Source organism: Pseudomonas syringae, from assembly GCF_001698815.1.
Lineage (GTDB): Bacteria > Pseudomonadota > Gammaproteobacteria > Pseudomonadales > Pseudomonadaceae > Aquipseudomonas > Aquipseudomonas syringae_A.
The window spans coordinates 109,554-131,030 of record NZ_LGSI01000020.1 but is presented as its reverse complement, the minus strand read 5'-3'; the positions used below and the strand labels follow the sequence as shown (position 1 = coordinate 131,030).

General features: G+C 57.9%; 19 protein-coding genes and 3 pseudogenes. 8 read left to right on the top strand and 14 right to left on the bottom strand.

Going from position 1 to position 21,477, the window contains the following annotated elements; all coding sequences use genetic code 11:
• Nucleotides 1-89: 89 nt before the first annotated feature.
• Nucleotides 90-668, top strand: coding sequence for a TetR/AcrR family transcriptional regulator (locus AFK24_RS05240; RefSeq protein WP_065832232.1), 579 nt, complete (start codon nucleotides 90-92; stop codon nucleotides 666-668).
• Between the two features lie 33 nt (nucleotides 669-701).
• Here the strand turns inward: AFK24_RS05240 and AFK24_RS05235 are convergent, their stop codons facing one another.
• The gene (locus tag AFK24_RS05235) at nucleotides 702-1,472 is read right to left on the bottom strand and encodes a class I SAM-dependent methyltransferase (RefSeq protein WP_065832231.1); all 771 of its coding nucleotides are present in this window, start codon (nucleotides 1,470-1,472) and stop codon (nucleotides 702-704) included.
• A 191-nt stretch (nucleotides 1,473-1,663) separates the two neighbouring features.
• On the opposite strand from AFK24_RS05235, the pseudogene AFK24_RS31955 reads away from it, so the two are divergent.
• Nucleotides 1,664-2,464: pseudogene (locus tag AFK24_RS31955) on the top strand (MCP four helix bundle domain-containing protein); the annotation flags it as partial.
• Entirely contained in the window at nucleotides 2,459-3,322 is an 864-nt protein-coding gene (locus AFK24_RS31950; protein WP_430962145.1) for a methyl-accepting chemotaxis protein, read from the top strand. The pseudogene AFK24_RS31955 and the gene AFK24_RS31950, both read left to right, overlap by 6 nt.
• 42 nt (nucleotides 3,323-3,364) lie before the next feature.
• Here AFK24_RS31950 and AFK24_RS05225 read toward each other — a convergent pair whose 3' ends face one another.
• Nucleotides 3,365-3,733 carry a LysR substrate-binding domain-containing protein gene (locus AFK24_RS05225; RefSeq protein WP_240500335.1) on the bottom strand — a complete coding sequence of 123 codons (369 nt, stop codon included), beginning with the start codon at nucleotides 3,731-3,733 and terminating at the stop codon, nucleotides 3,365-3,367.
• A gap of 154 nt (nucleotides 3,734-3,887) precedes the next feature.
• Between AFK24_RS05225 and AFK24_RS05220 the strand changes: the two genes are divergently transcribed.
• Entirely contained in the window at nucleotides 3,888-5,279 is a 1,392-nt protein-coding gene (locus AFK24_RS05220; RefSeq protein ID WP_276204937.1) for an MFS transporter, read from the top strand.
• A 32-nt stretch (nucleotides 5,280-5,311) separates the two neighbouring features.
• Here AFK24_RS05220 and AFK24_RS05215 read toward each other — a convergent pair whose 3' ends face one another.
• Entirely contained in the window at nucleotides 5,312-6,541 is a 1,230-nt protein-coding gene (locus tag AFK24_RS05215) for an MFS transporter (RefSeq protein WP_065832229.1), read from the bottom strand.
• A gap of 237 nt (nucleotides 6,542-6,778) precedes the next feature.
• Between AFK24_RS05215 and AFK24_RS05210 the strand changes: the two genes are divergently transcribed.
• The 3 genes from AFK24_RS05210 to AFK24_RS05200 all read left to right on the top strand — a co-directional run bounded on the left by AFK24_RS05210 (nucleotide 6,779) and on the right by AFK24_RS05200 (nucleotide 10,801).
• Complete coding sequence (locus AFK24_RS05210) at nucleotides 6,779-7,306, top strand: sigma-70 family RNA polymerase sigma factor (protein WP_065832228.1); 528 nt, start codon at nucleotides 6,779-6,781, stop codon at nucleotides 7,304-7,306.
• A 5-nt stretch (nucleotides 7,307-7,311) separates the two neighbouring features.
• Nucleotides 7,312-8,271: a FecR domain-containing protein gene (locus AFK24_RS05205; RefSeq protein WP_065832227.1), complete on the top strand. Its 960-nt coding sequence runs from the start codon at nucleotides 7,312-7,314 to the stop codon at nucleotides 8,269-8,271.
• Nucleotides 8,272-8,371: 100 nt separating this feature from the next.
• The gene (locus tag AFK24_RS05200) at nucleotides 8,372-10,801 is read left to right on the top strand and encodes a TonB-dependent siderophore receptor (RefSeq protein WP_065832226.1); all 2,430 of its coding nucleotides are present in this window, start codon (nucleotides 8,372-8,374) and stop codon (nucleotides 10,799-10,801) included.
• Between the two features lie 100 nt (nucleotides 10,802-10,901).
• On the opposite strand, the gene AFK24_RS05195 is transcribed toward AFK24_RS05200, so the two are convergent.
• Complete coding sequence (locus tag AFK24_RS05195) at nucleotides 10,902-12,203, bottom strand: Nramp family divalent metal transporter (RefSeq protein WP_065832225.1); 1,302 nt, start codon at nucleotides 12,201-12,203, stop codon at nucleotides 10,902-10,904.
• A 311-nt stretch (nucleotides 12,204-12,514) separates the two neighbouring features.
• Between AFK24_RS05195 and AFK24_RS05190 the strand changes: the two genes are divergently transcribed.
• Nucleotides 12,515-12,793, top strand: a complete 279-nt coding sequence (locus AFK24_RS05190; protein ID WP_065832224.1) for a hypothetical protein — start codon at nucleotides 12,515-12,517, stop codon at nucleotides 12,791-12,793.
• A gap of 78 nt (nucleotides 12,794-12,871) precedes the next feature.
• On the opposite strand, the pseudogene AFK24_RS05185 reads toward AFK24_RS05190, so the two are convergent.
• From AFK24_RS05185 to msrB, 10 genes and pseudogenes are all read right to left on the bottom strand, one after another.
• Nucleotides 12,872-13,474 (bottom strand): annotated as a pseudogene (locus AFK24_RS05185) (CoA transferase); the annotation flags it as partial.
• A gap of 1 nt (nucleotide 13,475) precedes the next feature.
• A pseudogene (locus tag AFK24_RS05180) lies at nucleotides 13,476-14,009 on the bottom strand (FAD binding domain-containing protein); the annotation flags it as partial.
• A complete protein-coding gene (locus tag AFK24_RS05175; protein WP_065832454.1) occupies nucleotides 14,009-14,692 on the bottom strand; it encodes a (2Fe-2S)-binding protein in 684 nt (227 codons plus the stop codon). The pseudogene AFK24_RS05180 and the gene AFK24_RS05175, both read right to left, overlap by 1 nt.
• Before the next feature lie 43 nt (nucleotides 14,693-14,735).
• Entirely contained in the window at nucleotides 14,736-15,515 is a 780-nt protein-coding gene (locus tag AFK24_RS05170) for a carboxymuconolactone decarboxylase family protein (RefSeq protein ID WP_065832223.1), read from the bottom strand.
• Nucleotides 15,516-15,832: 317 nt separating this feature from the next.
• Nucleotides 15,833-16,507, bottom strand: a complete 675-nt coding sequence (locus tag AFK24_RS05165; RefSeq protein WP_065832222.1) for a response regulator transcription factor — start codon at nucleotides 16,505-16,507, stop codon at nucleotides 15,833-15,835.
• A gap of 84 nt (nucleotides 16,508-16,591) precedes the next feature.
• Nucleotides 16,592-16,909, bottom strand: coding sequence for a hypothetical protein (locus AFK24_RS05160; RefSeq protein WP_139110449.1), 318 nt, complete (start codon nucleotides 16,907-16,909; stop codon nucleotides 16,592-16,594).
• 297 nt (nucleotides 16,910-17,206) lie between these two features.
• Complete coding sequence (locus AFK24_RS05155) at nucleotides 17,207-18,274, bottom strand: NAD(P)-dependent alcohol dehydrogenase (protein ID WP_065832220.1); 1,068 nt, start codon at nucleotides 18,272-18,274, stop codon at nucleotides 17,207-17,209.
• An 85-nt stretch (nucleotides 18,275-18,359) separates the two neighbouring features.
• Complete coding sequence (gene msrA, locus AFK24_RS05150; protein ID WP_065832219.1) at nucleotides 18,360-19,064, bottom strand: peptide-methionine (S)-S-oxide reductase MsrA; 705 nt, start codon at nucleotides 19,062-19,064, stop codon at nucleotides 18,360-18,362.
• Nucleotides 19,065-19,094: 30 nt separating this feature from the next.
• Nucleotides 19,095-20,870: a cytochrome c biogenesis protein DipZ gene (locus AFK24_RS05145; RefSeq protein ID WP_065832453.1), complete on the bottom strand. Its 1,776-nt coding sequence runs from the start codon at nucleotides 20,868-20,870 to the stop codon at nucleotides 19,095-19,097.
• Between the two features lie 43 nt (nucleotides 20,871-20,913).
• Nucleotides 20,914-21,423, bottom strand: a complete 510-nt coding sequence (msrB, locus tag AFK24_RS05140) for a peptide-methionine (R)-S-oxide reductase MsrB (protein WP_065832452.1) — start codon at nucleotides 21,421-21,423, stop codon at nucleotides 20,914-20,916.
• Between the last annotated feature and the right edge of the window lie 54 nt (nucleotides 21,424-21,477).

Genomic DNA, 21,477 nt, shown 5'->3' with positions numbered 1-21,477 from the left:
ATAGGTATGATCGATACTATTCGGTATCGAACGATACCGTTAAGTATCATGCGATACTTACCAGTATCGCTGTCAAGCGGAGTTTATCCATGCGTCCGGAACGGACACCCCAGTTGCCGCCTCGCGAGCGAATTGTTGAAGCTGCGCAGGCTTTGTTCATGGAACAAGGCATCACCCGCGTCAGCGTGGACGCCATCGCGGCGCGCGCAACATCGACGAAAATGACGGTATATCGCCATTTCGAAAACAAGGATTCGCTGGTTCTGGAATGGCTCGAACGATTGACCGAAAGCTACAGCGATGTGCTCGACAGACTGGCTTTGCAACATCCCGAATCCCCTCGCGAGCAGCTGCTGGGTTTTCTCGATTTCATCGTTCAAGACCTGGATCGCGCAGGGTATCGCGGTTGCCCGTTCACCAATGCACTGGCCGAACTGCCAGACGCTGAGCACCCGGCCCGGAAGCTGATTCAAACCCATAAACAGCGGCAGTTTCGTCGGCTAGTCGCCCTTTGCACTCAGCTGGAACTGAACGAGCCGGAGCAGATTGCCGAAGAACTTACCCTGTTGATGGAAGGCGCCCAGGTGGTGGCGCAAAACAAGGGGGTCGAGCAGGTAGGCGAACGCCTGACCCGGATGGTACAGCGACGGCTGGAGACCGCCGCTTGAACGGCAAGGCTTTGCTCCTCGAAACGAGTTGATTCAGTCCAGCCGACGACAGAGATAAGCCTGGGTTTGGTAAGGGAACTCAATGGTTTCACGCCCGCGCAGTGCTGGATGAGTGCGGATCAACGTCCGCAACTGATCAGCCACCGCCTCTTTATCTGCAGAAGGCAGGGCTGCGATAAAACTCACCGACAGAAAACGATCCAGGATGACGGCTTCGGGCGGGCCGGTATGGGTGTAATTGAAGCAGGTCAGTTCGGGCGCCGAGAAATAGCGCCCCTTGAACGGCAGTCGCCAGTTTCCGGTATGAAAACGAGGGGTATCGCCTTCGTAGGGAGTGATGATTTTGGTGATGGCTGCCACCCAGTCCACCGACTCATCACGCACATTCCAGATCAGTCCGAGCCGGCCACCCGGTTTAAGCACTCGATGAATCTCGCTGAGCGCCGTTTCATTGGCAAACCAGTGGAACGCCTGGGCACATACCAACGCCTGCGCCGCGCCAGCCTCGAGTGGAATAGCTTCAGCCGTTCCCGGCAGAATCCTGGTATCCGGCAGGTGTTTGGCAAACTCGGTTCGCATGGCTTCGACCGGCTCGACGGCAATGACCTCAATTTCCATTGAGTCCAGCAGACGCGTGAGCTTCCCGGTACCGGCGCCTAAATCAATAACCGTTGAGCCAGGGCTGATACCCAAGGTATCTCTCAGCCATGAATGTATTTCGCCTGGATAGTCCGGGCGCCCTTGGGTATAGGTACTCGCTTCTTTTGAGAAACCTACCTGAGCAGCCTTATGCACAACTGTCATTTCCAGCGATCCTCCAAGTGAATGAGTGATACACAGCCTGCGCGGCAACCGCCCCAAAAGGCCCATTCCAGAGCCATCACAAGCGTCAAACATTTCCAGCAACACTAAAGTCATTGACAGTATGGCCGATAGAGAAATTGGCAACTAGCCGCCTCTCGTCGAGAGACAGCTCAGTTTCCTCTCCCCTAAATATGTCAGCAGGATGCCCGATGAGCTGGATCAATGACGCAAAACTCTCGACCAAACTGATCACGGCCTTTGTGCTGTGCGCATTCATTACTCTGGGCGTCGGCGTCCTGGGCAGCCAGGGAGTTTCCAGGCTTTCAGAGAACCTGAAACAGGTGTTCACCAACAATCTGGTCTCTGTCTCCAACACCGCGCAAACCAAAACCAAGGCGGTCGGACAAAGCCGCGATCTGTACAGGTTGTACCTGGCCACTGCCGCAGGTTTGCCGCAAAGCGTGAAAGATGAATTCATTGCATCGATGAATGCCAACCAGCTGGCCAGCGAGAAAGCATTCGCCGACTACCGAAAAACCCCGCTTGCCGACGACGAACGTGCCGCCGGCGACAAAATGCAAAAAGACTGGCCCGTTTATCAGGCGATGGTACAAAAGTTCGTCAGCCTGATGCAGGCCGGCGATCTGGAGAATGGCCGCGTTCTGCTTCTGGGCGACCTGCAAAAGACTTATCGCACGGTCATGGACGAACTGACCGTGATGGTCGATTCCAACGACCGGCAAGTGGGTGAAGGCGCTGAAGATGCAAGCCGGTTGGAGTCATCATCGAAGACTTCGCTGTATGTCGGCATCGCAGTGGCATTCATCGCCGCAATCCTGCTCGGACTGTTTATCAGCCGCCTGATCAGCCGCCCCATTGCCAATGCCGTCGCGAGCGCTCGCAGCATTGCCGAGGGTGATCTGACCCAGCACATCATCAGTACCGGCCGCGATGAGGCGGGCCAGTTGTTGACGGCTCTGGCGGACATGCAGAGCAGCCTGAAAAACACGATTCAACAGATCGCCAGCGCATCGGACCAACTGGCGTCGGCTGCAGAGGAGCTGACCGCCGTCACTGACAATGGCAGCCGTGGTCTGGTCCGCCAGAACGACGAGATCCAGCAGGCGGCAACCGCCGTCACGGAAATGACCTCGGCCGTCGAAGAAGTCGCACGCAATGCCGTCTCCACTTCCGAAGCGTCCAGAACCACCAGCGAGCAAGCCAGCAATGGTCGCGACCAGGCCCGCAGCGCTGTCGCCGCGATCAACAGCGCAACCACTGAAATTGCCGCATCCACCGACATGGTCAAGGATCTCGCCGTCCAGGTGCGCGACATCGGCAAAGTGTTGGACGTGATCCGCGGGATCGCCGAACAAACCAACCTGCTGGCACTGAACGCCGCCATCGAAGCCGCAAGGGCGGGCGAACAGGGGCGTGGCTTTGCCGTGGTAGCCGATGAAGTTCGTGCCCTGGCAGCCCGTACTCAAGCCTCGACTGGTGAGATCGAAGGGATGATCAACAGCGTGCAAGCCAGTGCGGACCAAGCGGTAAGCGCCATGGGCAAAAGCCAGTCGCTGGTAACCGATACCCAATCGCTGGCCTTGGCCACAGGCGAGGCGCTGGAGCTGATTGCCGAAGGCATTTCGCAGATCAACGATCGCAACCTGGTCATCGCCACAGCCTCCGAAGAGCAGGCCAACGTCGCCCGGGAAGTTGATCGCAATCTGGTCAACATCCAGGATCTATCAACCCAGACAGCGGCTGGCGCCCATCAGACCAACGCCTCGACCCAGGAGCTTTCCAACCTGGCAATTTCATTCAATACGCTGGTCGGCCGCTTCCGACTGTGAGGCCGGCGGCAACGTCGTAGCTAAAAAAAGCTGGATGATTTTCTAACCCCAACCATGAGCCTCGTCGATGAAGTGAAGCACTGCACTGGAGCGCTCATCGATGCGCGAAATCAGCGACAGCTCACTGACCATTCCCGCCTGGGTCAGCGGTGTGAACCGCACCCCAGGCATGGTCAATCGGGTCATCGCCCCAGGCACGATGCTTAAACCGACACCCGCCGCCACCAATCCCGGGATGCTCATCAACGAAGGCACATGCATGATGTTCTCGGGATGCAGTAGATTTTGCCGACAGGCCTGAAGCGTATGTGAGGTCAGACCGATGCCGGCCGGGTCCTGGAGAAAGACGAACTTCTCGTGCCGCAGCATCGCCAGTTCGCCGGTAAAGCTATCCACCAGCTCAAGTCTCAACCACTAACCCCAATGGATTGATCGGGCCTGGCCGGTTAGTGGTCGCAGCAAGGCCCGCTCTCTGCTAAAAGAACAGCCATCTCTCTCAGCGCTTTAAAGGACGTCGACGGTGATTCCTCCGGTTCAAGAGTCAACGGCGAACGTCGGAGCGGGCATCAGCTTGCAGACCCGATTCATCGCCATTGTCGTCGCAGTCACGTTCTTCATGGAGAATCTGGACGCCACTGTCATTGCGACCGCGCTGCCGAAAATGGCGGCTGATTTTGATGTGAGCCCAGTCGACATGAATGTCGGGATTACGGCGTACCTGCTCGCTGTCGCAATCTTCATACCCCTGTCAGGCTGGGTGGCGGATCGGTTTGGCGCCCGCCGAGTCTTCACCGCAGCCATCGTGACATTTACGTTCGCGTCGCTGCTTTGCGCCATGAGTACAAGCTTCGAGGCCTTCGTCGCATCCCGCGTGCTGCAAGGCATTGGCGGGGCGTTAATGGTGCCGGTTGGACGTCTTGCGGTGCTGCGCAATACAGACAAGAAAGACCTGGTCAAGATGATCGCGGTGATTACCTGGCCCGGCCTTGTCGCGCCGATTCTCGGGCCGGTAGCGGGTGGTTTGATCGTCACCCATTTCGACTGGCCATGGATTTTCTATCTCAATTTGCCCCTGGGACTGCTGGCCTTGATTGCCGCGCTATGGCTGGTGCCCGCAGGCAAAGAGGAAAATGTGCGCAAGTTTGACGGCAGAGGATTCGTGCTGCTGTCAGGCGCCTGCGCAACGATTCTTGGGGGGCTGGAGTGGCTCGGCGGTCATAGCGGCAGTGGGTTATGGGTTGGAGCGGGAGTTCTGGCGTTTGGAATGGCGGTTGCCGCTCTGGCAATACATCACTGTCGTACCCACGCGAACCCACTCCTTGCGCTCGACACTCTGTCCATCCAGACCTTCAGGGTCAGCGTCTTCGGCGGATCGATGTTCAGGATGGCGATCAGCGCCTTACCCTTCCTGCTCCCGCTGCTGTTTCAGATTGCCTTTGGTCTATCTCCCGTTGAAGCCGGAACCCTGGTGCTGGCCGTCTTCGCCGGCAACCTGGCAATGAAGCCGTTCACTACCGCCATCATGCAGCGCTATGGTTTTCGTCGGGTGCTGTTGCTCAACGGGATCATCGGCGTCATGTCCATAGCGGCGTGTGCGTGCTTCACGGCTACCACACCATTCTGGCTGATTGCTGTCATCCTGTTTGTTGGCGGGCTGTCCCGATCAATGCAGTTCACCTGCTACAACTCTATCGGCTTCGCCGATGTAGAAAAAAGTCGTATGAGTGAAGCCTCTGCACTGTTCAGCATGTTCTTCCAACTGGCGATGGGAATCGGCGTGACAGTGGCCGCATTGCTGCTGCGTATCTCCATGTCCCTGCGAGGTGGGGAAATCTACGCTCAGACGTTCGACTTTCGCGTTGCGTTTCTGGGCATCGCCGCCTTGGGGCTTCTGGGGTTGGTCGATGTCGTGCGGCTGCCCGCGAATGCCGGCGACAGCGTTCTGCTGAAGAGATGAGGTGATCGACTCGACCCGTTTTTGACGCTGCGTTATCGATCTTTGATGGCTGAGTCCGCGTTCAGCTCGCCGACCTGCAAGGGAACCGTCTTGCCTGAGAACAGCAGTAACGCCATCGCACCCAGCAATGCAGTCAGCGCGGCGAGAATCAGAATCACCCGCGGCGTACCCAACGTGGCCGCCAGCACTGCGACCAGCAGTCCCGCCAGCGGCTGCGACAGATTGTTAAGCAACGTGATAACGCCGACCGTCTTGCCGAAATCCTGGGCGGGAATCACCCGCTGGCGAATGCTGCGCATGTAGACGTTGAACATTTTGTCGAAGCCCACAATCAGCAGGAAGCCCAACACATAGCCCCCCAGGTTGGGACTCAAGGCACTGATAAACGCCCCCACGGCAATCATCACGTATGCAACGCTGCCCAGGACCCGCAACGGCAGAATCCATCGCGCGAGGAACAACAGAATCAGGATTGTGGTCACCGCGCCCGCCATCTGCAGGCCTGCGTAAGTGGCCTTGTCGGCGGCAAATTCGCCAATGATCATCGCTGCGGAAGTCGCCGCCGTGACACCCACGATCAGGTTCACCCCCACGGCCAGGGTGATGATTTTTTTCAGCTCCGTCAGCTTGAAGATGTGCCCGACCGCGATCTTGAACGGACGCCACCAGATATCGCCGTGCTGCGGGTGGATTTCCAGGGTGAATCGGCAGTTGCGCTGCCACACCAGCATGGCCAGATCTGCCAGCAAAAACAGGCCCGCGCTGCACAAAACTACCCAATACCACGCCCAGACTTCCAGTAGCAGAGCGGCAACCAGAGGACCGAGCACCAAGCCAGTCTGGTCGGCGATCTGCGAGTACGACAGGGTCTTGGTGTAGCTGTAGCGCTGGAAGATATGCGGCAACAGAACTTCACGGGCCATGATGCCCTGAGTGGTCAACACACCGCACAAGGCCGAAAGCGCGACAAGCCAGAAAATACCGCCAAAAACAGCGTGCAGAATCACCGCCAGCACACAGATCAGCGCTCGATACACCTGGCTGATGTGCAGGATTCTGATCGGGGAGAACCTGTCGCACAGCGCGCCGCAGACCGGAAACGCCAGAAAGCGCGGCAGCGATTCGACGAAGAACGCCAAACCGGCCCAGGCGGCGCTATTGGTGGTCTGAAATACAACCAATGGCACGATGAACAACAGAATCTGATCCGCCAGCCGCGACAGGAACAAGGAAGTGAAAAACGCCAGGTAATCCTTTTGCACGCAAAACTCCTGTTGGCGTGGGTAGAGGGTGAGGATCGTATCGACGAACCGCGAGCCCGATACGCCGCGCGAAGGATACGTCTAAAGGTCTGCCAATGCATGAGCGGCGGTGGATTGCGCCTGTGAAGACGCTGAATCACGATGAATCCCGGCAAGGCGCTCGCTACAGGCTTGCAGAACAAACACCGCCAACCATAGAATGATAATCAATCCTAATTGCATTATTGATTTGCCCCTATGCCCACCCCTTCCCCTTTCAAACAGCAGGTCAGCGTTTTTTATCGCGATCATCATCGCTGGCTATTTGGCTGGTTACGCCCGCGCGTCGAGTGCCGTGATCTGGCTGCCGATCTGGTGCAGGACGTTTTCATCCGGGTGCTGACCGCCAAGGATGCCGCTGCCCAGCTTGAAGCCGTGCGTGAGCCAAAGGGCTATCTGGCGACTATCGCCCGCAGGCTGATGATTGATCATTTCCGCCGCGCTCGCCTTGAGCGGGCCTGGTTGCAGGCCCTGGCCGAACAACCGGAAGCCGTGACCATCAGCGAAGAATCCAGAGCAATTCTGCTCGAAAGCCTTTATGAACTGGATGCAATGCTCGCGGGGCTGGGCGCCAATGTTCGGCGCGCGTTTCTACTTTCCCAGCCCGATGGCATGAACTACAAGGCCATTGCTGCCCAATTGGGCGTCTCCGTCGTGACCATCAACCGCTACATCGCCAAAGCGACGCAGCATTGCATGCTCTACAGCCTGGGCGTGGAGCGCTGATCACGATGACCACCCTGAACCCTCAGCAGCGAGTGGCGCTTCAGCAAGCCGCACACTGGTTCACCAAGCTGCAAAGCGAGGATGTTACCTGTGCGGATCAAGGTGCCTGGGGCGAATGGCTGGCCAGCTGCGCAGAAAACCGCTGGGCCTGGGAACAGGCGCAGCAATTGCAGCAGCGCCTGCACGGTCTACCAACGGGCGTGACGGGACGCGCATTCAGCCTGGCCGATCAACCGGAACAAAGCGGTCGCCGCACGTTACTCAAAGGCCTGGTCCTGGCGGTCGGTGGCGGCATGCTCAGCTATGGCGGATATCGACAAGCGCACACCGCGGGCTGGACCGCGGATTATCGTACGGCGACCGGCGAACAACGCAGAATCGTATTGGCGGATGGCACCCAACTGCAGCTCAACACCGCAAGCGCGGTGGATGTCGCGTACGACGCCGACAGCCGCCGACTGGTGCTGCGCGAAGGCGAGATTCTGGTCACCACCGCCCCGGATCCTGCTGGCCGACCGTTTTTCGTGCAAACCCCGCAAGGTATCGTCCAGGCGCTCGGCACACGATTCTCGGTGCGCAGGGACGACGGCGGTGCACGCGTTGCGGTATTCGAGCATCAGGTTCGCATTACTCCGCTCGCCGGCTCGCCGCTGGTAGTGGAGGCCGGGATGCAGTGCGCGTTCGACAGCCGCCAGGCGCAATCCCCCTCCCCCGTGACACCGGGTCAGGATGCCTGGAGCAAGGGCGTGCTGGTCGCCAACGAGCAACGTCTCGACAGCTTTCTCGCGGAACTGGGCCGCTACCGCTCGGGCTGGCTGCGCTGTGATCCTGCCATTGCCAGCCTGCGCATCAGCGGGGCCTTTGCCTTGAACGACACTGATCAGGCCTTGCAGGCGCTGACCACGAGCTTGCCCGTGCGGATAGAAGAAAAGACCCGCTACTGGGTAACCGTCTTGCCGCGTTAAAAAAAACGCTGTGGATGATAGGTTTTCTCATTCTCGTTCGACTCATTGAGCAATGGGGTACATAGCCCACCCGCCAATCAAGACGACGAGACATCCAGAGATGAAAATACCCTTCAAGACCGGCCGCCTCACAGCGAGTCTTCGCGGCGCCCTGCTTTGCTCTACGTTGCTGGGGATCGGCACTTCATTATCGGCTTATGCCAACGAGGGCAGCGTGCGCGAGTACCACATCGGCGCGGGCGACCTGGGGACGGCCCTGACCCGCTTTGCAGCCGAGGCAGGCGTTGTCTTGTCGTTTGATCCGGCACTCACACGAGGACTGAGTTCTACCGGGCTGAACGGAAAATACGCAATGAGCGAAGGCCTTGAGCGTTTGCTGGCGGGTTCAGGCTTGCGGGCGATCCAGGAGAGTGACGGACGCTATTCCCTGCGCCCCGGAAACTCTCAGACCTCGGCAATAGAACTGGGCCGCACGGATATCATCTCCAACGAACTGGGGACCATCACCGAGGGATCTGGATCCTATACGCCGGGCACCATCGCCACCTCGACACGCCTGGTCCTTTCTCCGCGCGAGACACCGCAATCGATCACCGTCGTCACGCGTCAGCACATGAATGACTTCGGTCTGAACACTGTCGACGATGTGATGCGCCATACACCGGGTATCACGGTGTCGGCGTTCGACACCGAGCGCAGCAACTACTACGCCCGCGGTTTTTCGATCAATAACTTCCAGTACGACGGTATTCCGTCCACATCCCGCAACGTGGCGTATTCCGCAGGCAATACCCTGAGCGACATGGCCATTTACGACCGCGTCGAGGTGCTCAAGGGCGCGACCGGGCTGTTGACGGGCGCCGGATCGCTCGGCGCCACCATCAACCTGGTGCGCAAGAAGCCCACCGCCGAGTTTCAGGGGCATGCCAGCCTGGGTGTCGGTTCCTGGGACAACTATCGCAGTGAGCTGGAAGTGAGTGGTCCCCTGACCGAAACCGGCAATGTACGCGGCCGCGCCGTCGCCGCCTATCAGGACAAGAACTCGTTCATGGACCGCTATTCGCGCAAGAGCCCGGTGTACTACGGGATCATGGAATTCGACCTGTCGCCGGACACCATGCTTACGGTCGGCGGCGACTACCAGGACAGCCTGCCCAAGGCGTCCACGTGGTCGGGAAGTTTCCCGCTGATTGATGCCAACGGTGATCGCAATCACGTCTCGCGATCGTTCAACAACGGTGCCGACTGGAGCAGCTGGGAGCAATACACGCGCACCGTATTCGCCATGCTCGAGCACAACTTCGATAACGGTTGGGTCGGCAAACTGCAGCTGGATCACAAGATCAATGGTTACCACGCCCTCATGGGGTCCATTCAGGGCAGCACGCCAAACGCCGATGGCACTTCATCCATCACACCCGGCAAATACACCGGCGAAACCGTCAGCGACTCGGCCGACCTGTACGTCACCGGACCGTTCAGTCTGCTGGGTCGGGAGCACGAACTGGTATTGGGCGGCTCCATTGCCACTTCCACCTGGAAAGGCAAAGGTTTCTGGGACTACACCACCTACGGCCCCAATGTCGTCGATTTCAACAATTGGCACGGCAACTTCCGCGAACCTGATTGGGGCTCGCAGACGCAATGGATCGACGACACCGTCCGCCAGACAGGTGCCTACGTCACCACACGCCTGAACATCACCGACGACTTGAAGGTGTTGCTCGGCGGGCGCGTAGTCAACTACCAGCTGACCGGTATCACCCCGTCCTACAAGGAAACCGGGCGCTTCGTGCCTTACGTCGGCGCGGTCTATGACCTGAACGACACCTATTCGGTGTACGCCAGCTACACGGACATTTTCATGCCGCAGGAAAACTACAACCGCGACCGTGACAACAAAATCCTTGATCCGGACGAAGGCCAGAACTATGAACTTGGCATCAAGGCCGAGTTCTTCGACAAGCGATTGAACGCCAGCGCCGCCTACTTCGAGATTCGTGAAGACAATCGTTCGGTGTCCGACGATGACTACAACAATCGTCAGCCCACCCCTTCCAACTATGCGTTCAAAGGCACCAAAGCCGTCACCAAGGGCTATGAAGTCGAAATGTCCGGTGAGCTTTCGCCTGGCTGGCAGTTGCAGGCCGGCTACACGCACAAGATCGTGCGTGACGATAACGACATCAAAATCTCCACCTTCGAGCCCGAAGATCAAATCAGCCTGTATACCTCTTACAAGCTGAAAGGCAGTCTCGACAGGCTCACCATCGGCGGTGGCACGCGCTGGCAGAGCGTTGCGTGGCAGGACATCTACAACTCCCCGCATGGCCGCTACGAGGAATTTTCACAGAAAGCCTATTGGCTGGTGGACGCAATGGCCCGTTATCAGTTCAGTGACAATCTCTCGACAACGCTGAACGCCAATAACATCTTTGATAAGTCTTACTACACCAACATTGGTTTCTACAATTCTGCGGCGTACGGCGAACCGCGCAACTTCATGCTCACTACCCGCTGGGACTTCTGAACATTTAACGCTGACCCGTTCGCGTTTCAAATGCCAGAACCGCGCCAGCCGCAACGAACAGGTGTTGTCCGTTGCGACCGGCGAACGACTGAATGATCGATCAGGTGAACAGATCAACACCTAACTGGAACGCGACCCACAGCGCAAGACCTGTCGCGAACAGTAAAGCGATGTTCTCAAACAGGTTGTTGCGGTACTTCTTGTCCAGCAGCGATTTCTGGTTGGACATGATCAGCAAGCCCAGCGAAATAACCGGCAGCCCGATAATGTTCAAGGCACTGACGCCAATGGTCAGTGTCACAAAATCCGGCATGCCTGGAAGGGACCAAACCAACGGGGTTACGAGAATGAACAGCATGAACCACTTGTGCATCGGGTCATGATGGAATTCCTTACCGTAACGTTCGCGGCGTTTCGGGCTGACATGCTGGAAGGCGTCGGTGATCAGCATCGGGAAAGCGGTGGTCTTGCCGGAGATACTGGCAAACAGCGTCGCAAATACACCGATGAAGAATACATACCAGCCAATCGGGCCGAAGACGATTTCCAGAGCCTTGCCCAGGTCGCTCAAGGTTTTAACTTCAATCCCGTTCGGCCGCAGGATTTCCGCGCCCACGATCCAGATCGCCAGGTTAATGATGATGCCGATAAATACTGCGAACAGTAGATCGTTACGCTGAACACGCTTATGTTCGGGTCCGGTCCAGCCCTTCTGCCGCATGACATACGGGTGAACAAAGTTGGCGACCGAGCCGGCAACCGCACCGATAACCGAAACGGCGACCAGCAGCGCGCCATGCACACCTTCATCCGGGGGAATGCTGAAACCGATCGTGCCTTTGACAATGCCGATGACATCCGGTCCGGACATCACCGCCAGAGCGATGAACGCCAACGTCATGATCGCCAGCAGCACCTTCATGACGCCTTCGATCATCGAGTAAATATTACGACCGACCAGCATCCAGACCGCCAGCACTACGGCTACAGAACACAACAGTGGGTAATCAACCTTCAATAGCATGGCCAGGGCTTCGCCAGCGCCCTTGATCATGTAGGCATTCATCAAATGCCCCATGAGCAATGCATACACCAGCAAGAACCAGCCGAAAAACGGGTTCAGCTGGGCATAACCTTGCAGGATCGTCATGCCCTGGTTATTGCAGAGCTGGAAGCGCGCGATGATGTTGACGATCAAATATCTCAAGAGCAGAGATACTGCCAACACCCACATCATTGCGTATCCGTAATTCGCCCCTGCCACCGACGAAGTGATCAAGTCACCCGCGCCCAGCCAGGAAAGAACGGCGATGATTCCGGGACCTAGAAGTTTAAGTACTCGTGTGATGGGACTTTGCGAAGGCGCAGCAACCTGCGCTTCAGCGGAAGGAGTGCTCGGCATGTGTGGATCTCCGTTATTTTTTTTGTAGGAACCGGCGCAGTCCAACACAGTAGGTACGACGTCGTACAACCATTATTGAAGTGAAGTATTTGAAAATGTTTCAGTTGCCTGATGGTCGCCCCGGGACCCGGTGCCTCTATCCAGAAACTCTCTGAATCAGAGCATTTTCAAAGCAGACGTAATCGAAGCCCACTGTTTGAGGCGCAAAATAGCCGCGCAGCTTTTAGCAATCGCCTTGGCGGCACAACTCGGTCTAACCTGCATAACACGGCCCTAAAAACGCTTCGGCCTCTTGATGCACAGGAAATGGAATGATTGGTATCACCAAGCGCCGCTGTTCGTCATGGGCCCTACCCTGCTTGCTCGCCATCAACCTGGCGCTGATCGCGGGATGCTCAGGTACCACGCCGACCCAGGGTTCGAACTGCTACGCAAAAGCCTTGCCCACGGCGGGCACAGGTGGCCTGGCCTGGGGCTCTACTTTGAATATGGCGCGCAAAAAATCCCTGGATAATTGCAAGCGCTATGCCGGGCGATCCGGTGGTACGCCCAGTACCTGCGAAGTGGTGTTGGCCAAGTGCAAAAGATAATGAAGCGACAACGAAGCGGGCCGTTCTGCCGTCGGACGATCACCTGCCTGATCACCCGTTGAATGTCGCGTATGGGCCTCAGCCCTCAACCACACCAGCATCGTATAGCGCTTGAATCTCCTCGTCGGAATAACCCATCTGGGTCAGCAGCTCACTGGAATGGCTGCCGAGTTCGGGAACGTTCAGACGTGTGCCGAAACGCTGGCCATCCATTTCGAAGGGCAACATGGGCACCTTTACGTTTTCGCCATCCGGCAGCGTCAGCGCTGCCATGCCACCCGAGGCATTCAAGTGGCGGTCTTCGAACAGATCCTCCGGGCGCTGGATCGGCGAGAATGGCAGCCCTGCCGCTTCGCAGCGCGCCATGACCTCAACCTTGCTCATGCCACCGAGACGCTGGCTGACAAACGGCAGGATCTGATCACGGGCCTGCACCCGCTGGTTGTTTTGCACCAGAGTGGGGTCGACAGCCCAGTCGCTGAAGTCAAAGGCCTTGCAGAAGCTTTGCCATTGACCGTCGCTTACCACGCCCAGAAACACCTGCTCGTCATCGGCCGTCGTGAACACGTCATAAATGGCCCAGGCCGACACGCGATTGGGCATCGGCGCGGCGGCCTTGCCGGTCACGACTTTCTGCATCATGTGTTGCGCGACGAGGAAGGCTGAGTTTTCGAACAGACCGGGTCACCTGCGCGCCAATCGCCGCCATGGCAACGCACATATCCGAAGGATGGGTGGCGATGCAATGATTACTGGTGCCCAATACCGCGTGAACACTCCGATTCAAACCACCGATGGCCGCGCAACCCGAACCCGGCTGGCGTTTGTTGCAAGGTGAAATGCCGTCACGGTAATAGTTGCAACGCACACGCTGCATGACATTACCCGCCGTGGTGGCCTTGTTGCGTAGCTGAGTGGTGGCACCGGCAAGCAGCTCCTGGGAGAGCACCGGATACCGTTCGCGAACCAGCGGATGACGGGCCAGGTCGGTATTGCTGACCAGCGCACCAATGCGCAGGCGACCGTCCGGCAAGGCCTCGATCTGCTTGAGCGACAGGCGATTGATGTCCACCAGTTGATCCGGCTGCATGACGTCCAGCTTGACCAGATCCAGCAACGTGGTGCCCCCGGCCAGATAGAAACGCTGTCCCTGGCCGGAGCTGATGTTCACGGCCTGTGCGGGCGAATCGGCCCGTGCATAATCGAACGTACGCATCAGACTGTCCCTCGCATTTTCGAGCGCGCGGACTGCACCGCCGCCAGGATGTTCTTGTAAGCACCACAACGGCAGATATTGCCGCTCATGGCCTCGCGCACACTGGCATCATCAGTGGGCATATTCGGGTCATTGAGAATCGCTACGGCGCTCATGATCTGCCCAGGGGTGCAATATCCGCACTGGTAAGCGTCATGATCCCAAAAAGCTTCCTGCACCGGATGCAGCTCGTCACCCTGGGCGAGGCCTTCGATGGTGGTGATGCTTTGGCCGTCGTGCTGCACAGCGATGGACAGGCATGAATTGATCGCCACACCGTCCACCAACAACGTGCAGGCGCCACATTGCCCGTGATCACAGCCCTTCTTGGTGCCGGTCAGCTGCAAGCGGTCGCGCAGCACATCAAGCAGGATGGCGCTGGCGGGTACATTGAGCGTGTGCGTCTGGCCGTTGACCATCAGGCGGATGCGCTGTTCACCAACGCCTGGTGTGTCCGGGTCTTCAATCACGGCCAGCGGCGCGCCCTGCGCGGCCACCACACTTTCCGGTATCCAGGTTGAAAGGGTCGCAGCGGCGATGCCCGACGCTCCGAACTTGAGAAAACTGCGACGCGTAGGCCTTGCCTCGACAAGCGGAGCATCTACTTCAGGCACTGTCTGCTGCAGTGTTTTTGGGTCTGTCATCAGGATCACCATGAGCGGAAATATCAAGTTCAGCGAGCCGGGTTCAGCCTTGACTGCGGCGCGACTCAAGCACGGTTTTCAATACCGGCACTGCCAACACCGCCTTTGGCCACCCGACGTAAAACGCCAGGTGGGTCACTACCTCGGCGGCCTGGCTTTCGGTCAGACCGTTGTCCATCGCTCGGTTCAAGTGGAATGGCAATTGGGCGGCCTGCCCTTGAGTAACGAGCGCGGCTACCGTAATCAAGCTGCGGTCGCGAGCCGTCAGATCGGTCTGTCGCCATAGCTTGGCGAACAACACTTCGTTGGTGTAGCGCCCGAGCGCAGGCGCCACCTCCCCGGTCGCGGCCTCGACAGCCGCCTTGCGCTTGACCTCGCTGGCGGGATCAAGCGTCAACGGCTCGGTGGGTGGCGGGACGATCTGCTCGGTCGGTATGCCTCGTTCAGTAAAGACTTTTTTTGCCACGCCGACTGCCGACATCGCGTTGGGCCAGCCCGCATAAAACGCCAGGTGAGTAATCAGGGCGCTGATTTCGCTGGGCTTGAGGCCATTGTCCAGGCCGAGATTGAGATGTCCGGTCATCTGCGCGGTTTGCCCGGCACTCACCAGCGCTGCGAGGGTGATCAGGCTACGATCGCGGGGTGCCAGCTCCTGGCGCTTCCAGACTTCGCCAAACAGCAGTTCAGTGGTGTACTGATACAACTGCGGCGTGACCGCAAGAACATCGGGCGAAGGCTTGGGATCAGGTTTGCCACCGCCCTGATTGCCCTCGGCACAAGCGGCAAAAAATAAAGTGGCGAGCGCGGCTCCGGCTAGTTTCATGTTTGACACCTGGGCTCGATAAACAAACGAAGGCCCGACGGTATCCTAGCCTCTTAAACGTAACTATATGGTCCAGACTGCATAGAGTTATGAGGTGAAATCATCAATTGCAATGACGGCAGCAAACTCGGGCGCCTGGTTATGCTTGCTCGACTGGAGGATACATTTAGCAATCAATTAACCCACTGAGCAAGGCGCTCATCGCAGAATCACCATACATTTATCTGCACAAGCAGGCCCGGTTTGGCGAGATCGCTGATGCAGATGCATGTCCACGCAGGCCACCTTCGCAAGGAAAGCGGCCGTTTTCCTTGCGCTCAGTAAGGGCAGTACAACTTGTAGCCCACGCCGTGATGGGTGTGCAGCAGCGGCGTGTCAAAAGACTTATCGATCGCCTTGCGCAACAGGTAGATATTACTGCGCAAACTATCGGTATCCGGAGTATTGGTACCCCAGATTGCTTCTTCAAGTTCCTTTCGCTTTACCACCAACGGACTTTTGCGCATCAGCAATTCGAGAAATACCAGATTGGTCGGGTTCAGCTTGAGCAATTTGCCGCCACGACAGACTTCGAGAGAGTCCAGATCGTAGGTCAAATCGTGGACTTGAAGCATGCGATTACTTAACCCCGTTGAGCGGCGGGCGACCGCTTCGACGCGAGCAAATAGTTCGGATAGAGCGAACGGCTTGACGATGTAGTCATCCGCACCCACTTTGAACCCGGCCAGCCGATCACTCAATTCATCCCGGGCTGTAAGCATCAGGATGGGAACATGTTGCCTGGTATTTTCTCGCAGGTTTTTACACACCAGATTACCATCCATGCCGGGCAGCATAAGGTCCAGTATGATGGCATCGTAGTTGCCTGTTACTGCCAGATGCAGTCCCGCCAAACCGTCCAGGGCGCCGACAACTTCACACCCTTTAAGCGTGAAATATTCGATTATATTGGCGAGAATATCCTTGTGATCTTCGATAACAAGTATTCGCATATATCCCTCTTCATTATTATTCAAATGCGGCCCTGCCCATCCCTGTCGATAAACGGGACAAAACACGTCTGACTGTCGAATTGACTATAAGCGACCATTCGAATCAGCCTGTACGTACCGTTGAACCAGACGCAGGCCCGCCAGCGGCAGCCCGATACCCGCAATAAACATGCTCAACACAATGCCTTCGAGGCCGAACGCAATCAACGCTGCGCCCACGAAAGTTGCCGGCAATACCGGAAATAGCGCTATACAAATCAGTAATGCGTGAGGACCCAACAATTTTTTTAGTCGGCCTTTCGCGTTGAAGATGCAGACTATCCAGAGCAAAATCCAGAAACCGATGCTCACTAAATAAAGGGCTAGATGGAGTAAATCCCCCACCATTCCATACCCATGCATATCCATTCCTCCATACCCGCTTACGGCTAAACCCTTGAATCTGTAGACGGTTGCCTGCGTAGCGTACTCCATTTCCCGACAGTAAATGCGCAGCAATCCGTTGCGGGCCGCCGCGTCTGTCAACGGTCACTGTTTAGTTGGTGTTTAAATGATAGTGAACATCTGCAGGCAAAAACCAACTGCAGCGATCGTATCGTCTAACCATAGGCAGCCGTGTTTACGGCGAGGAGAGATAAAGCTCAGGCAAAGCTGCACAGCCCCAGGCTCGAATGGGGAATCGAGCCCGAAGCGCTTGAATCAGGCCGCCTCGGCTTCATTCTTGAGGCTGTTCATGTCAATCACGAATCGGTACTTCACGTCGCCTTTGAGCATGCGCTCGTAAGCTTCGTTGATGTTCTGGATGTCGATCATCTCGATATCCGAAACGATTCCGTGTTTGGCGCAGAAATCCAGCATGTCCTGGGTTTCCTGAATGCCACCGATCAACGAACCGGCCAGGCTGCGCCTTTTGAAGATCAGGTTGAACACGGTTGGCGACGGGTGCGGGCTGTCGGGCGCACCGACCAGGGTCATGGTGCCGTCGCGCTTGAGCAGCGAGAGAAAGGCGTCCAGATTATGCGGTGCGGCCACGGTGTTGAGAATGAAATCCAGGGTGTTGGCAAACTTCGCCATTTCATCCGGATTCTTCGACACCACGACTTCATCGGCCCCCAGACGCAGGCCGTCTTCGCGCTTGTTCGGCGAGGTGGTGAACAGCACCACATGCGCGCCCATGGCGTGAGCGATCTTGACCGCCATGTGCCCCAGACCACCGAGGCCTACAACGCCGACCTTCTGGCCTGGCCCTACTTTCCAGTGGTGCAGCGGCGAATAGGTGGTGATGCCGGCGCACAGCAGCGGTGCAACGGCTGCCAGATCGGCATCGTCATGAGCGATGCGCAGGACAAATTTCTCCTTGACCACGATGTTGTCCGAGTAACCACCAAAGGTGTTTTCGCCGCCGAAGACCGGACCATTGTAGGTACCGGTAAAGCCGTTTTCGCAGTATTGCTCTTCGCCTTCGGCGCAGGACGCACAGTGCTGACAACTATCGACCATGCACCCTACGCCAGCGAGGTCGCCGACCTTGAACTTGCTGACGTTGCCGCCGACTGCGGTCACGCGACCGACAATTTCATGGCCCGGAACCGAGGGGTACAGGGTGTTCTGCCACTCATTGCGTACGGTGTGCAGGTCGGAATGGCACACCCCGCAATACAGAATCTCGATCTGCACATCGTCGGCGCCTGGTGCGCGACGTTCGAAGGTGAACGGCTTGAGCGAATCTTTGGGACTCTGCGCTGCGTAGCTATAAGTCTTGGCCATTGCAATCACCTCTAGATAGACGTTGAGTACAAGCTGACCAGCATAGCGGCTCAATCGTTCAAGCGAATGACAGCCCGATCCCCGGCTACATTGCCGCCTTCACCAGCACGGGCTCATCCTGATAACGATCAGGATACAACTGCTTCAACTGCGCCACTTTGGGTAGATCGTTAATCACGATGTACGGATGCATGGGATGGCGGGTCAGGAAATCCTGATGTTCCTCCTCGGCCGGGTAGAAGCCATTGAACGATTCCAGCTTGGTCACAATGGGCTTGTTGAACGAATGCGCGGCGTCCAGCTGAGCGATGTAAGCCTGGGCAACACGCTGCTGTTCGTTGCTTTTGGTGAACAGTGCCGAGCGATATTGGGTGCCGCGATCCGGGCCCTGGCGATTGAGCTCGGTTGGGTTGTGGGCCACCGAAAAGTAGATTTGCAGCAAAGTGCCATAGCTAACTTGAGCAGGATCGAAGGTGACTTCGACGGATTCCGCATGGCCGGTATCGCCCTCGCTGACCCGCTCGTATTGGGCGGTGTCGGCAGCCCCTCCGGCATAACCGGAAACGGCTTGCTTGACGCCTCTGACATGCTCGAACACGCCCTGCACGCCCCAGAAGCAGCCACCGGCAAACACTGCCGTTTCACTGTGGGCCTGGGTCATTTCGTCAACGGCTGGCGGGGCCAGGAGCACCCCCTCTTCACCGGCAAAGGCGGCTACGGAGCATTGACCGATAAAGCCAGCTGCAGCCAGTTGCAACACAATCCGGCGCAACGTAAATGGGGTTTTCATGAGCGCGACTCCTGAATCAATGAATGATGATCAACCGAAAGTAAACGCATACGCCGACACGCCCGGATCGAGAAATTCGATGCTGAAGGTTCGGTCCTGCACGCTGCCGGGCTGGCGCACCAGCTGATACAAGCGTTGTTCTGTCACGCTGCCGCTGCCGTCAGGGGCTACGTCGCTACCGTGGGCGTCGCCGGGCGCTTTGCCGTCGATCAGCACCTTGAAGCGCACCGGTTTGCCATCGGCTCCAGGCCCGAGTACCAGATGCAGGTCCCGCGCATGAAAGCGGTAAACAATGCGACTCGCCGAGGCGTCGGCAGTGGCCTGCTCGGAGCCGACGGTCCATTTGCCTTCCAGACTCCAGTCATTGAGCGCCAGTTGCGGCGCCGGGCTGTAGGTCTTCACGGCGTCCGGCAACAGGCCTTTGGCAGGGACGAACTGCTCCGCGCGCTGGTAACCGACGTAGGTTTCCGGGGATTGCACGTCGTTCATGTCCGCCGCCTGTTGCACGCCCTGAGCGTTGGTAGTGATCAGGCCGTCGGCGACCTTGGCGGCACCCGCTTCACGCAGCAATTGCTGGATGACCCGTTCCGACTCAGCGTAATCGCCTTCGCCAAAATGGTGGTAACGAATACGCCCCTGAGCGTCGGCGAAATAGTGCGCCGGCCAGTACTGGTTATTGAAAGCACGCCAGATCGTGTAGTCGTTATCGACGGCCACCGGGTAATTGATACCCAGGTCTTTCATCGCCTTGGTGACATTGCCGATAGTGCGTTCGAAGGCAAATTCCGGCGCATGCACGCCAATCACCACCAAACCCTGATCGCGGTACTTCTCGGCCCAGGCTTTTACATAAGGCAGCGAACGCAGGCAGTTGATGCAGGAGTAAGTCCAGAAATCCACCAGCACGACTTTGCCTTTCAAAGCCTGGGCAGTCAGTGGTGGCGAGTTGAGCCACTGTACCGCGCCATCCAGCGACGGCAGATTGCCCTCGATCGGCAAGCTGTCCGACGCCTGATTGGCGGCTTTCATCATGCTCCCGCTAGCTGGGTTCTGCGCCATCATCGCCCCGCTGCTGCTCGGCGATTTACCGGCCAGCCGGCCAACCAGCGCCTGTTCGATACCGCCGGTTGAGGCCGTCGATACCTTGGCCAGAATTCCGGTATCCAGCCCCAGTGCAATCGCTGCCACGCCAGCCAGCATGGCGACGCCCAAGCCTCGCCTTACCCATTCGCCAGCGCCGATGGAACGCTTCATCGCCGCGAAAACCTTGCCGCCCAGCAGCAACGCAACCGCGAGTGAGGTGCAGGCACCTGCGGCGTAAGCCAGCAACAACAGGGTTGTACCGATACTCGCGCCTTGCAGCGCCGCGCCGGTCAGCACCAGGCCCAGAATCGGTCCGGCGCAAGGTGCCCAGAGCAAGCCGGTAGCGACGCCAATCAGGAACGACGCACCGGGACGCGGCCGGGGATCATTGCCCGCGGCTTCCGACAGTCGACCACCGGCCGCCACCAGTGGCCGGGTCAGACGCTCGGCCAGCTTTGGCAACACCAGCGTCAGGCCGAACAAGGCGACGAACAGCAACGCCAGCCAGCGCCCGTATTGATTGACCTGCACCACCCAACCGCCGCCTACCGCTGCCAGCGTGGCAACGAGAGCGAAGGTCAGCGCCATACCGGCCAACAGCGGCAAGCCACTTTTCATGAACGGCTGCCCGGTGCGGGCGAAGACAAACGGCAGTACCGGCAAAATGCATGGGCTGACAATCGTCAGCACGCCGCCAAGATAAGCAAGGATCAGAAGCCACATAAGTTCGACCTGCATCAAATAATTGAAAGTAATAAATCAGCGGTCATGCCGCCTGGGGTTTGAAGTTCATCGCCACGCCGTTCATGCAATAGCGCAAGCCGGTGGGTTTGGGGCCGTCGCTGAAGACATGGCCCAGATGGCCGCCGCAGCGCAAGCAATGCACTTCATCGCGTGATACCCCGAAAGACCGGTCAGTCTGAACCGCCACAGCCTTGTCCAATGACTGCCAGAAACTCGGCCAACCAGTGTGGCTGTCGAATTTGGTCGCCGAGGAAAACAACGGCAGATCGCAACCGGCGCAGACAAAAACACCGTCACGATGCTCGTCGCTCAGCGGGCTGCTGTAAGGTCGCTCGGTGTCCTGTTCGCGCAGCACCTGATATTGCTCGGCGCTGAGCAAGGCGCGCCATTGCGCATCGCTGTGCGTTACCTCGAACACCTGCGCTGCGCTGGCGTCATCGATCAGCATCGGGAACCGGCTCGACACGCCGAGCGCCAATGCTGCAAGGCCTGCCCCGCCGCTCACTATCAGAAACTGCCGCCGTGAAAACATGATCTTCTCCGAAACATCCAGGTGGATGGCATGCAACACAGCCTAGGCGCGCAG

Bases quoted from the DNA above. Each gene is read 5' to 3' on its own strand.
- AFK24_RS05240 (WP_065832232.1), top strand. From the start codon at position 90: ATGCGTCCGGAACGGACACCCCAGTTGCCGCCTCGCGAGCGAATTGTT.
- AFK24_RS05235 (WP_065832231.1), bottom strand. From the start codon at position 1,472: ATGACAGTTGTGCATAAGGCTGCTCAGGTAGGTTTCTCAAAAGAAGCG.
- AFK24_RS31950 (WP_430962145.1), top strand. From the start codon at position 2,459: ATGCAGAGCAGCCTGAAAAACACGATTCAACAGATCGCCAGCGCATCG.
- AFK24_RS05210 (WP_065832228.1), top strand. From the start codon at position 6,779: ATGCCCACCCCTTCCCCTTTCAAACAGCAGGTCAGCGTTTTTTATCGC.
- AFK24_RS05205 (WP_065832227.1), top strand. From the start codon at position 7,312: ATGACCACCCTGAACCCTCAGCAGCGAGTGGCGCTTCAGCAAGCCGCA.
- AFK24_RS05200 (WP_065832226.1), top strand. From the start codon at position 8,372: ATGAAAATACCCTTCAAGACCGGCCGCCTCACAGCGAGTCTTCGCGGC.
- AFK24_RS05195 (WP_065832225.1), bottom strand. From the start codon at position 12,203: ATGCCGAGCACTCCTTCCGCTGAAGCGCAGGTTGCTGCGCCTTCGCAA.
- AFK24_RS05190 (WP_065832224.1), top strand. From the start codon at position 12,515: ATGATTGGTATCACCAAGCGCCGCTGTTCGTCATGGGCCCTACCCTGC.
- AFK24_RS05175 (WP_065832454.1), bottom strand. From the start codon at position 14,692: ATGACAGACCCAAAAACACTGCAGCAGACAGTGCCTGAAGTAGATGCT.
- AFK24_RS05170 (WP_065832223.1), bottom strand. From the start codon at position 15,515: ATGAAACTAGCCGGAGCCGCGCTCGCCACTTTATTTTTTGCCGCTTGT.
- AFK24_RS05165 (WP_065832222.1), bottom strand. From the start codon at position 16,507: ATGCGAATACTTGTTATCGAAGATCACAAGGATATTCTCGCCAATATA.
- AFK24_RS05160 (WP_139110449.1), bottom strand. From the start codon at position 16,909: ATGCATGGGTATGGAATGGTGGGGGATTTACTCCATCTAGCCCTTTAT.
- AFK24_RS05155 (WP_065832220.1), bottom strand. From the start codon at position 18,274: ATGGCCAAGACTTATAGCTACGCAGCGCAGAGTCCCAAAGATTCGCTC.
- msrA (WP_065832219.1), bottom strand. From the start codon at position 19,064: ATGAAAACCCCATTTACGTTGCGCCGGATTGTGTTGCAACTGGCTGCA.
- AFK24_RS05145 (WP_065832453.1), bottom strand. From the start codon at position 20,870: ATGTGGCTTCTGATCCTTGCTTATCTTGGCGGCGTGCTGACGATTGTC.
- msrB (WP_065832452.1), bottom strand. From the start codon at position 21,423: ATGTTTTCACGGCGGCAGTTTCTGATAGTGAGCGGCGGGGCAGGCCTT.